The following is a 9806-nucleotide window of genomic DNA, read 5'->3' on the forward strand; positions in this document are numbered from 1 at the left end:
GGCCCGCGGCCGGCGGGCCGGCCCCCCCCCGGCCCCCCCCCCCCCCCGGGCCCCCCCCGCCCCGCCCCCCCCCCCGCCCCCCCCCGCTGCCGGACGACCGACGACGGCCGCGGTGGACAATGACCGGGTGAACGCGTTCGACCTCGCCCTCGCCCGGTTGCGGCCGCGGCTCCCGTCCCCGCTGGAGCCGGTCGAGGACGAGCGTTTCGCCCGCCGCGGCCTGCGGCTGCTGCTCAAGCGGGACGACCTGATCCACCCGGACCTGCCGGGCAACAAGTGGCGCAAGCTCGCGCTCAACCTGCGGGCGGCGGACGGCCGCCCGGTCCTCACCTTCGGCGGCGCGTACTCCCACCACCTGCGCGCGACGGCCGCCGCCGGCCGGCTGCTCGGCTTCGCCACGACCGGTGTCGTCCGCGGGGACGAGCTGGCCGGACGGCCGCTGAATCCCTCGCTCGCCGGCTGCGTGGCGGACGGCATGCGACTGGTCTTCGTGGACCGCTCCACGTACCGCGCGAAGAACGACCCCGGGGTACGGGCGACGCTGCTCGCCGGCGCCCCCGCCGGGACGTACGTGATCCCGGAGGGCGGCAGCAACGCCCTCGCCGCCCAGGGCTGCGCGGAACTGGGCCGCGAGCTGACGGGGACGGCGGACGTCGTGGCCGTGGCCTGCGGCACGGGAGGCACCCTCGCGGGCCTGGCGGGCGGCCTCGCGCCCGGGCAGCGGGCGATCGGTGTGCCGGTCCTCAAGGGCGGTTTCCTGGGCGCGGAGGTGGCCGCCCTGCAGCGGGCCGCGTTCGGGGGCCCACGGGGCGACTGGAGTCTCGACGACCGTTTCCACTGCGGTGGCTACGCCCGGACGAGCCCCGCTCTGGAGGCGTTCGCGGCGGACTTCGAGGCGCGGCATGAACTCGCCATCGAGCGACTGTATGTAGCCAAAATGCTGCACGGGCTCGTGACACTGGCCGAGGAGGGCGCGTTCGCCCCGGGGACCCGGATCGCGGCGGTGATCACCGGCGCGCCGACGGCGGCGCCTCAGGTCGTCTCCTCGCGGTAGGCGGCCGCCTCCTCCAGGTCCAGGCGGCGCAGCAGGGTGCGCATCATCTCGTCGTCGATACGGCGCTCGTCGCGGAGCCGGACGAAGACCGCGCGTTCGGCGTCGATCATCTCGCCCGCCAGCCTCCGGTAGGTGTCGTCCGCCGTCTCGCCGGTGACGTCGTTGACCGCCCCGAGCCGCTCCCACACCGCGTTGCGGCGGCGTTCCAGGACCGTGCGGAGCCGGTCGGCGAGCGGCTGGGGCAGGGTGTTGGCCTCGTCGGCGAGGAGCTGGTCGAGGCGTTCCTCGGCGGCCCGCGACGCCTCGCTCTGCGCCTGGGCCTCGGCGAGGGTCTCGGCGTGGGTGTCGCGCCCGGGCAGCTTCAGCAGCCGGATCAGCGGCGGCAGGGTCAGGCCCTGCACCACGAGCGTCCCGATCACGGTGGTGAAGGTGAGGAAGAGGACCAGGTTCCGGGCGGGGAACTCGACGCCGCCGGTCATCACCGGGATCGAGAAGGCGATGGCGAGCGAGACCACGCCCCGCATACCGGCCCAGCCGACGATCAACGGCGCCCTCCAGTCCACTCCCGGCTCGCGTTCGCGGATGCGCTCGGACATCCAGCGCGGCAGGAAGGTGGCCGGGTAGACCCAGACGAAGCGGACCACCACCACGGCCACGAAGACGCCCACGGCGTACCCGGCCGCCTCTCCGATCCCGTACCGCCCGAGGCCCTGGACGACGTACGGCAGCTGCAGGCCGATCAGCGCGAAGACGGAGGACTCCAGGATGAAGGCGACCATCTTCCACACCGCCTCCTCCTGGAGGCGGGTGGCGAAGTCGACCTGCCAGTTGCGGTGCCCGAGGAAGAGGCCGACGACGACCACGGCGAGGACGCCGGAGGCGCCGACCTCCTCCGCCGCCGCGTAGGCGACGAAGGGGATGAGCAGGGAGAGGGTGTTCTGGAGCAGGGCCTGGCCGTCCAGGCGGCAGCGCAGCCAGTGGATGGGGACCATGAGCACCAGCCCGACCCCGATCCCGCCGACCGCCGCGAGGCCGAACTCGCCGATCCCGCCGGCCCAGCCCACGCCCTCGCCCACCGCGGCGGCGAGGGCGACCTTGAAGGCCGTGATGGCGGTGGCGTCGTTCACCAGGGACTCGCCCTGGAGGATCGTGGTGATCCGGTGCGGCAGCCCCAGCTTGCGGGCGATCGCGGTCGCGGCGACGGCGTCCGGGGGCGCGATGACCGCGCCGAGGACCAGGGCGGCGGTCAGCGGCAGATCGGGTACCAGGACGTACGCGAGCCAGCCGACCGCGACCGTCGCGAAGAGGACGTACCCCACGGAGAGCAGGGCGACGGGCCGGATGTTGGCCCGCAGGTCGAGGTACGAGGACTCCACCGCGGCCGTGTAGAGGAGGGGCGGCAGGATCAGCGGCAGCACGATGTGCGGGTCGAGGGTGTAGTCGGGTACGCCCGGGACGTACGAGGCGGCGAGACCGGCCGCCACCAGGAGCAGCGGAGCCGGCACCGGCGTCCTGCGGGCGACGCCCGCCACCGCCGCGCTCGCCGCGACCAGTCCCACCAGTTGCAGAGCGTCCATGTCCCGTCCCCGTCCCTGTCCAGCACGTAACCTGGCCATCATGAGCGAGTGTCCCCACGTAGCCGAAATGCCGCGCCCCGAGCCGGTGCCGCTGACCGACACCTGCCCGGAGTGCCTGTCGGACGGGACGCACCCGGTGCAGCTGCGGATCTGCCTGAGCTGCGGGCACGTCGGGTGCTGCGACTCCTCCGCGGGGCGGCACGCCACGGGGCACTTCTCGGCGACCGGCCACCCGGTGATGCGGACCTTCGAGCCGAACGAGCGCTGGCGGTGGTGTTTCGTGGACGGTTCGATCGTCTGACGGCTGGGTACGTCACCCCTCCGCGGCCAATGGGCCGCCGACCGTCCGCAATTGGGCCGCGCAGACCCCTGGCCACACCCTGTCCCCGTGGCGTTACCATGAGTGACAGGCGTGGTGGGGGGCCTTGCGGGGCCCACGGCGACACGGCGGCACGGATCGCGATAGCGTCACGGCGGACTGCGCAACCGACTGCGTACCGCCCGGTTCGGGGGGCTTTCTCCCCGGGCCCCGAATGAGCTTGTGCCACCTTGGAGGTGAGGGTGTCCCAGATCGCAGGCGAGCCCGGGACCCAGGACTTCGTGGAAGTCCGGCTGCCCGCTGCGGGTGCCTACCTGTCCGTGCTGCGTACGGCCACGGCCGGCCTCGCGGCGCGCTTGGACTTCACCCTCGACGAGATCGAGGACTTGCGGATCGCGGTCGACGAGGCGTGCGCCATCCTGCTCCAGCAGGCCGTGCCGGGGTCCGTCCTCAGCTGTGTCTTCCGACTGGTGGACGACTCGCTCGACGTGACGGTCTCGGCCCCGACGACGGACGGGCGGGCGCCGGAGCGGGACACCTTCGCGTGGACCGTCCTGTCCGCGCTGGCCGGCAAGGTCGAGTCGTCCGTGGCGGAGGACCGGACGGTCTCCATCAGCCTGTACAAACAGCGCGGCGCGGGGCCAGGCCCGGCGTGAGGAGCGGGGACGCGACGGCCGGCTTCCCTGAGCAGCAGGCGCGGCCGCATCCGGAGGTCGAGGTCGAGGTCGCTACGGAGCAGGCGGTCCACATGAGCGAGCACGAGCAGCACAGCAGGGTTCCCGAGGCGGCGGAGTCGTCCGCGGTCACGGCGGAGACGGAGCCGCCGCGGCTTCCGGACCCGCACGACCGGAGCGGCGCGCGGGCGCTCTTCATCGAGCTGCGCACGCTGCCGGAGGGGTCCGCGGAGAAGGCGGAGCTGCGCAACCGGCTGGTGCGGATGCACCTGCCGCTGGTGGAGCACCTGGCCCGGCGGTTCCGCAACCGCGGTGAGCCCCTGGACGACCTGACCCAGGTCGCGACCATCGGTCTGATCAAGTCGGTGGACCGCTTCGACCCGGAGCGGGGCGTCGAGTTCTCGACGTACGCGACCCCGACGGTCGTCGGCGAGATCAAGCGGCACTTCCGCGACAAGGGCTGGGCGGTCAGGGTGCCGCGCCGCCTCCAGGAGCTGCGCCTCTCCCTGACGACGGCGACGGCGGAGCTGTCCCAGCAGCACGGCCGCTCGCCGACGGTGCACGAGCTGGCGGAGCGCCTCGGGATCTCGGAGGAGGAGGTCCTGGAGGGCCTGGAGTCGGCCAACGCCTATTCGACGCTCTCGCTGGACGTCCCGGACACGGACGACGAGTCCCCGGCGGTCGCGGACACCCTGGGTGCGGAGGACGAGGCCCTGGAGGGCGTCGAGTACCGCGAGTCCCTCAAGCCGCTCCTGGAGGACCTGCCGCCGCGCGAGAAGCGGATCCTGCTGCTTCGGTTCTTCGGGAACATGACCCAGTCGCAGATCGCGCAGGAGGTCGGCATCTCCCAGATGCACGTGTCCCGGCTCCTCGCCCGCACGCTGGCCCAGCTCCGGGAGAAGCTCCTCGTGGAGGAGTAGGAGCGCACGGCGAGCGGCGGCGCCCCTTCGAGGGGCGCCGCCGCTCGCCTTCTCATGCCTCGCTCACGCCTCGCCGCGGCGGCCGATCTCCAGGGCCTCGGTCGTCGCCGGGCTGACCAGGAGCACCAGGCCCGTCACCGCGAGGACCGCCAGCGCGATGCCCGCCGGGATCATCGCACTGTCGGCCTGGAGGAGCTGCCAGGCGACCGGCAGCGCCATGATCTGGGTGATGATCGCCGGCCCCCGGCTCCATCCCCGGCGCAGCAGCAGGCCGCGCGCCGCCAAGCCCGGGATGAGACCGAGCGCGACCAGCGTCGCACCTCCGGTGACGGCCTGGGTCAGGCTGTCCGGGTCGCCGGTGATTCCGGTCACGAGGACGTAGAGCCCTCCGGCCACCAGCGCCAGTGCCTCGATCGCCGCCACCGCGGCCGCCGCGGTCAGGCGGGCGGGGCGGGACGGCCGTTCCCCGGGCCGTTCGGCGGTCTGCTCCGTACTGCTCATACCTGGCAGGGTAGCCGGGGCCGGCCGACCTGCCCCTCTGGGCCCGGTACCGCCGGGTAGGTACGCTGGCGGCCATGCGCGCACTTCTCGTGGTCAATCCGGCAGCAACCACTACCAGTGCCCGCACCCGTGATGTGCTCATCCACGCACTCGCCAGCGAGATGAAGCTGGAGGCCGTCACCACCGAGTACCGCGGGCACGCCCGTGACCTGGGGCGACGGGCCGCGGAGGCCGAGGACGTCGATCTGGTCGTGGCCCTCGGCGGCGACGGCACCGTCAACGAGGTCGTCAACGGGCTGCTGCACGGCGGCCCCGACCCGGAGCGCCTCCCGGGCCTCGCCGTGGTCCCCGGCGGCTCGACCAACGTCTTCGCCCGGGCGCTCGGGCTGCCGAACGACGCCGTGGAGGCGACCGGCGCCCTGCTCGACGCGCTGCGTGAGCGCCGTACACGCACAGTGAGCCTGGGGCTGGCCTCCGGCACGCCGGGGACCGAGGACGAGGCGGTTCCGGCCCGCTGGTTCACTTTCTGCGCGGGCTTCGGCTTCGACGCCGGAGTCGTCGGCCGGGTCGAACAGCAGCGGGAGCGCGGGAAGAGATCGACGCACGCGCTCTACCTCCGTCAGGTGGTGCGCCAGTTCCTGGACGATCCGCACCGCCGGCACGGGACGATCACGCTGGACCGCCCCGGCGAGGAGCCGGTCGAGGACTTGGTCCTGTCGATAATCTGCAACACCTCCCCCTGGACCTACCTGGGCAATCGCCCGGTGTACGCGTCCCCGGAGGCATCGTTCGAGACGGCCCTGGACGTCCTCGGCCTGAGCCGTCTTTCGGCCCCCGCGGTGGCCCGCTACGCCACCCAGCTGCTCACTTCGACCCCCGAGCGCGGCCCGCACGGCAAGCACGCCCTGTCTCTGCACGACCTGACCGACTTCACCTTGCATTCGAAGGTTCCGCTCCCGCTCCAGATGGACGGAGACCACCTGGGGCTGCGTACGAGCGTGACGTTCACAGGCGTACGCCGTGCACTGCGTGTGATTGTGTGAGTGGAAGGGCCGAAAGTCCTTTCACTCGAACGTTTAGGCTGGCATCCACCCCTTAGAAGTACGGCTGTGACCTAGCCGACACCGAGGAATCAAAAAAAACTTTCCGGAAGGGGTTGTATCCGCAGCCGAGGTTTGCGAATCTCTTCATGGCGATCGGGACGGCCCGCAACACCGGCCTCCACTGAGAGTCAGAACCCCTCCTCGAATCCAGGACCACACCAGTTCATCTGGCAGTCGGCCCTTCACTTGCGGGGGGATTCGTGAAAGCGTTCACATTCACAAGCAACTTGCACGTCATACCAAGAGAGGTAGCAGCCATGGACTGGCGTCACAACGCCGTTTGTCGTGAGGAAGACCCCGAGCTGTTCTTCCCCATCGGCAACACCGGTCCTGCGCTGCTGCAGATCGAGGAAGCCAAGGCCGTCTGCCGCCGCTGCCCCGTCATGGAGCAGTGCCTGCAGTGGGCGCTCGAGTCCGGCCAGGACTCCGGCGTCTGGGGTGGCCTCAGCGAGGACGAGCGCCGCGCGATGAAGCGCCGCGCCGCTCGCAACCGGGCGCGCAACGCCAGCGCCTGAAGCCCCCTGTCAGCCTGAGGCAAGCGGCGCGTACATCGCGTACGCAATCACCGCCCCCGAGCCGCAGCGCGCAGCAGTAACCCACAGCATTCGAGCCCCGGACCGATCTCCTCGGTCCGGGGCTCGCTGCTCTGTGGGCCCGGGCATCCGGCTCCCGAGGTGACGGCCGGTCAGGAGACCGGCGGCCCTACGGTGATCACTTCTGCGGGTGGACCGGGATGTCGAGGACGACCCGGGTGCCTCGCTCGGCGCCGGGCTGCATGTCGAAGCTGCCGCCCAACTCCCCCTCCACCAGAGTCCGCACGATCTGCAGGCCGAGGTTCCCGGCGCGCTGCGGGTCGAAGCCCTCGGGCAGACCGCGCCCGTCGTCCTTGACCGTGATCAGCAGGCGGGCGTCGGCGCGCGGTTCGCCACGGACGGCCGTGACCTCGACCGTGCCCTGCTCCCCCGGCGCGAAGGCGTGCTCCAGGGCGTTCTGGAGCACTTCGGTGAGGACCATGGAGAGCGGTGTGGCGACCTCGGCGTCCAGGATGCCGAAGCGGCCGTTGCGCCGGCAGGTGACCTTGCCGGGGGAGATCTCGGCGACCATCGCGATGACGCGGTCGGCGATCTCGTCGAACTCGACCCGCTCGTCCAGGTTCTGGGACAGCGTCTCGTGGACGATGGCGATCGAACCGACCCTGCGGACGGCTTCGTTGAGGGCCTCACGCCCCTGCGGGGAGTCCATCCGGCGGGCCTGGAGGCGCAACAGCGCGGCGACCGTCTGGAGGTTGTTCTTCACCCGGTGGTGGATCTCCCGGATGGTGGCGTCCTTCGTGATCAACTCACGCTCGCGGCGTCGCAGTTCGGTGACGTCGCGCAGGAGGACGAGGGACCCGATGCGGGGGCCCTTGGGCTTGAGCGGGATGGCACGCAGCTGGATCACGCCGCCGTTGCCCTCGACCTCGGCCTCGCGGGGGGCGTAGCCGGAGGCCAGCTTCACGAGGGCCTCGTCGACGGGGCCGCGGGACGGGGCGAGTTCGGCCGTGATCTGGCCGAGGTGCTGGCCGACGAGGTCGGCGGCGAGACCCAGCCGGTGGTACGCGGAGAGGGCGTTGGGCGAGGCGTACTGGACGATGCCGTCGGCGTCGAGGCGGATGAGGCCGTCACCGGCGCGGGGCGAGGCGTCCATGTCGACCGCCTCGCCGGGGAAGGGGAAGGAGCCCGCCGCGATCATCTGCGCCAGGTCGGAGGCGGACTGGAGGTAGGTGAGCTCCAGCCGGCTCGGGGTCCGGACCGTCAGCAGGTTGGTGTTCCGGGCGATCACGCCGAGGACACGGCCCTCCCTGCGGACGGGGATGGACTCGACCCGGACCGGGACCTCCTCGCGCCACTCGGGGTCGCCCTCCCGCACGATCCGGCCCTCGTCGAGGGCGGCGTCGAGCAGCGGACGGCGGCCGCGCGGGACGAGGTGACCGACCATGTCGTCCTGGTAGGAGGTCGGCCCGGTGTTGGGACGCATCTGGGCGACCGAGACGTACCGGGTGCCGTCGAGGGTCGGAACCCAGAGCACCAGGTCGGCGAAGGAGAGGTCGGAGAGCAGTTGCCACTCCGATACCAGCAGGTGGAGCCACTCGAGGTCGGACTCACTCAGAGCGGTGTGCTGGCGGACGAGGTCGTTCATGGAGGGCACAGGTGCGAGCGTACCCGCGGAATTCGGGGGCGATGTACCTGGATCTCAGGGCGTTCGTGATGGAGGATGGGCCAGGAAGGACGCCGTGCACATGGATGGACAGACAGAATGGTCTAGTCCACAATGGTCAGGCGGCATCCTGGAAGACCTCCGCCCTCCCCGCACAGGAGGGTGGATCGAGGTAGCCGACGCTCTCTGCCCTGACTGCGTCGGAACCTCCCATACGGCCGAGGGACCGCACACCCCCGGCCGGGCAACTCCGGGCTGCGGTGCCGGACGGGTTGAGGGTCCCGTCAGGCGCCGCGGCCCGCGGGTCTTTCCGGGACGCGTCCGCCACCTCCCCCCGGGGCCCTTCCGAGCCCTCGCGCCGCCGACGGCCGCGCGCGCCGCCCGCCGCACTCCCCGCGCCGCCGGCGCCCCGCACCGCCCCTTCTCCAACGCCTCTTCCCCTCCTCCACCCCCGCCCCCTACCCGGCCCGGGGCGCGCCCGGCCGACTGGCCCGGGGAGGGGACCCGGCCGACCATGGGAAGGGCCGGTCCACCAGACGGACAGGACCCGAGCCGACGCCCCCTCCGCTGCCACATGTGGGTAAGATTGGTCTATACCACACAGGCCCCTCTCCAGATCGGCAGGCACCAGCGTGGAAGTTGTCATCGTCCCGGACGCCAAGGCAGGCGGCGAGCTGATCGCGGACGGCATCGCCGGCCTCCTGCGCCGCAAGCCCGACGCGCTGCTCGGCGTGGCCACCGGCTCGACTCCGCTGCCCATCTACGAGGCCCTCATCGCGCGGGTCACGGAGGGCTCCGTCGACGCCTCCCGGGCGCGGATCGCCCAGCTCGACGAGTACGTCGGGCTGCCCGCGGGCCACCCGGAGTCGTACCGCTCCACGGTCCTGCGCCAGGTCGTGGAGCCGCTCGGCCTCTCCGAGGACGCCTTCATGGGCCCCGACGGCTCCGCCGACGACGTGCAGGCCGCCTGCGAGGCCTACGACAAGGCGCTCGCCGACGCGGGCGGCGTGGACCTCCAGATCCTCGGCATCGGCACCGACGGGCACATCGGCTTCAACGAGCCCTGCTCCTCGCTCGCCTCCCGCACCCGGATCAAGACGCTCACCGAGCAGACCCGGGTGGACAACGCGCGCTTCTTCGAGGACGACATCGAGCAGGTGCCGCACCACGTCATCACGCAGGGCATCGGCACCATCCTGGAGGCCCGCCACCTGGTGCTGCTCGCCACCGGCGAGGGCAAGGCCGAGGCCGTGGCGCAGACCGTCGAGGGCCCCGTCGCCGCGCTCGTACCGGCCTCCGCGCTCCAGCTGCACCCGCACGCCACGGTGGTGGTGGACGAGGCCGCCGCGTCCAAGCTGAAGCTCGCGCACTACTTCCGCCACACCTTCGCGAACAAGCCCGCCTGGCAGGGCATCTGACACCCGCGGTACGGAGAGGGGCCCGGCACCTGTTTCAGGTGCCG

Annotated in this window: 10 protein-coding genes; 7 read left to right on the forward strand and 3 right to left on the reverse strand. The window is 72.1% G+C overall.

Features of this window, described 5'->3' with window-relative positions; genetic code table 11:
• Positions 1–127 precede the first annotated feature (127 nt).
• On the forward strand, positions 128–1054 hold the full coding sequence (locus tag AB0K65_RS32030; RefSeq protein ID WP_365722763.1) for a pyridoxal-phosphate dependent enzyme: 927 nt from the start codon (positions 128–130) through the stop codon (positions 1052–1054).
• Here the strand turns inward: AB0K65_RS32030 and AB0K65_RS32035 are convergent.
• Positions 1033–2631, reverse strand: coding sequence for a Na+/H+ antiporter (locus AB0K65_RS32035; RefSeq protein WP_365722765.1), 1599 nt, complete (start codon positions 2629–2631; stop codon positions 1033–1035). The genes AB0K65_RS32030 and AB0K65_RS32035 overlap by 22 nt on opposite strands.
• 40 nt (positions 2632–2671) lie before the next feature.
• Here AB0K65_RS32035 and AB0K65_RS32040 point away from each other — a divergent pair, with 40 nt between their 5' ends.
• The 3 genes from AB0K65_RS32040 to AB0K65_RS32050 all read left to right on the forward strand — a co-directional run bounded on the left by AB0K65_RS32040 (position 2672) and on the right by AB0K65_RS32050 (position 4544).
• Positions 2672–2932: a UBP-type zinc finger domain-containing protein gene (locus tag AB0K65_RS32040; RefSeq protein ID WP_365722767.1), complete on the forward strand. Its 261-nt coding sequence runs from the start codon at positions 2672–2674 to the stop codon at positions 2930–2932.
• Positions 2933–3192: 260 nt separating this feature from the next.
• Positions 3193–3606: an anti-sigma regulatory factor gene (locus AB0K65_RS32045; protein ID WP_015036094.1), complete on the forward strand. Its 414-nt coding sequence runs from the start codon at positions 3193–3195 to the stop codon at positions 3604–3606.
• Complete coding sequence (locus AB0K65_RS32050; protein WP_365722769.1) at positions 3603–4544, forward strand: RNA polymerase sigma factor SigF; 942 nt, start codon at positions 3603–3605, stop codon at positions 4542–4544. The genes AB0K65_RS32045 and AB0K65_RS32050 overlap by 4 nt, the downstream gene beginning before the upstream one ends.
• Before the next feature lie 63 nt (positions 4545–4607).
• On the opposite strand, the gene AB0K65_RS32055 is transcribed toward AB0K65_RS32050, so the two are convergent.
• Positions 4608–5045: a hypothetical protein gene (locus tag AB0K65_RS32055; RefSeq protein WP_365722771.1), complete on the reverse strand. Its 438-nt coding sequence runs from the start codon at positions 5043–5045 to the stop codon at positions 4608–4610.
• 74 nt (positions 5046–5119) lie between these two features.
• On the opposite strand from AB0K65_RS32055, the gene AB0K65_RS32060 reads away from it, so the two are divergent.
• Positions 5120–6088, forward strand: a complete 969-nt coding sequence (locus tag AB0K65_RS32060) for a diacylglycerol kinase family protein (RefSeq protein WP_365722773.1) — start codon at positions 5120–5122, stop codon at positions 6086–6088.
• Between the two features lie 317 nt (positions 6089–6405).
• Positions 6406–6663 carry a WhiB family transcriptional regulator gene (locus tag AB0K65_RS32065; protein WP_003953983.1) on the forward strand — a complete coding sequence of 86 codons (258 nt, stop codon included), beginning with the start codon at positions 6406–6408 and terminating at the stop codon, positions 6661–6663.
• Positions 6664–6859: 196 nt separating this feature from the next.
• Here the strand turns inward: AB0K65_RS32065 and AB0K65_RS32070 are convergent, their stop codons facing one another.
• Positions 6860–8326, reverse strand: a complete 1467-nt coding sequence (locus AB0K65_RS32070) for a histidine kinase N-terminal domain-containing protein (RefSeq protein WP_365722777.1) — start codon at positions 8324–8326, stop codon at positions 6860–6862.
• 650 nt (positions 8327–8976) lie between these two features.
• Here AB0K65_RS32070 and nagB point away from each other — a divergent pair.
• Positions 8977–9762 carry a glucosamine-6-phosphate deaminase gene (nagB, locus tag AB0K65_RS32075; protein WP_365722775.1) on the forward strand — a complete coding sequence of 262 codons (786 nt, stop codon included), beginning with the start codon at positions 8977–8979 and terminating at the stop codon, positions 9760–9762.
• Positions 9763–9806: the final 44 nt, after the last annotated feature.

It is taken from the genome of Streptomyces sp. NPDC053755 (assembly GCF_040677675.1).
Classification (GTDB): Bacteria; Actinomycetota; Actinomycetes; order Streptomycetales; family Streptomycetaceae; genus Streptomyces.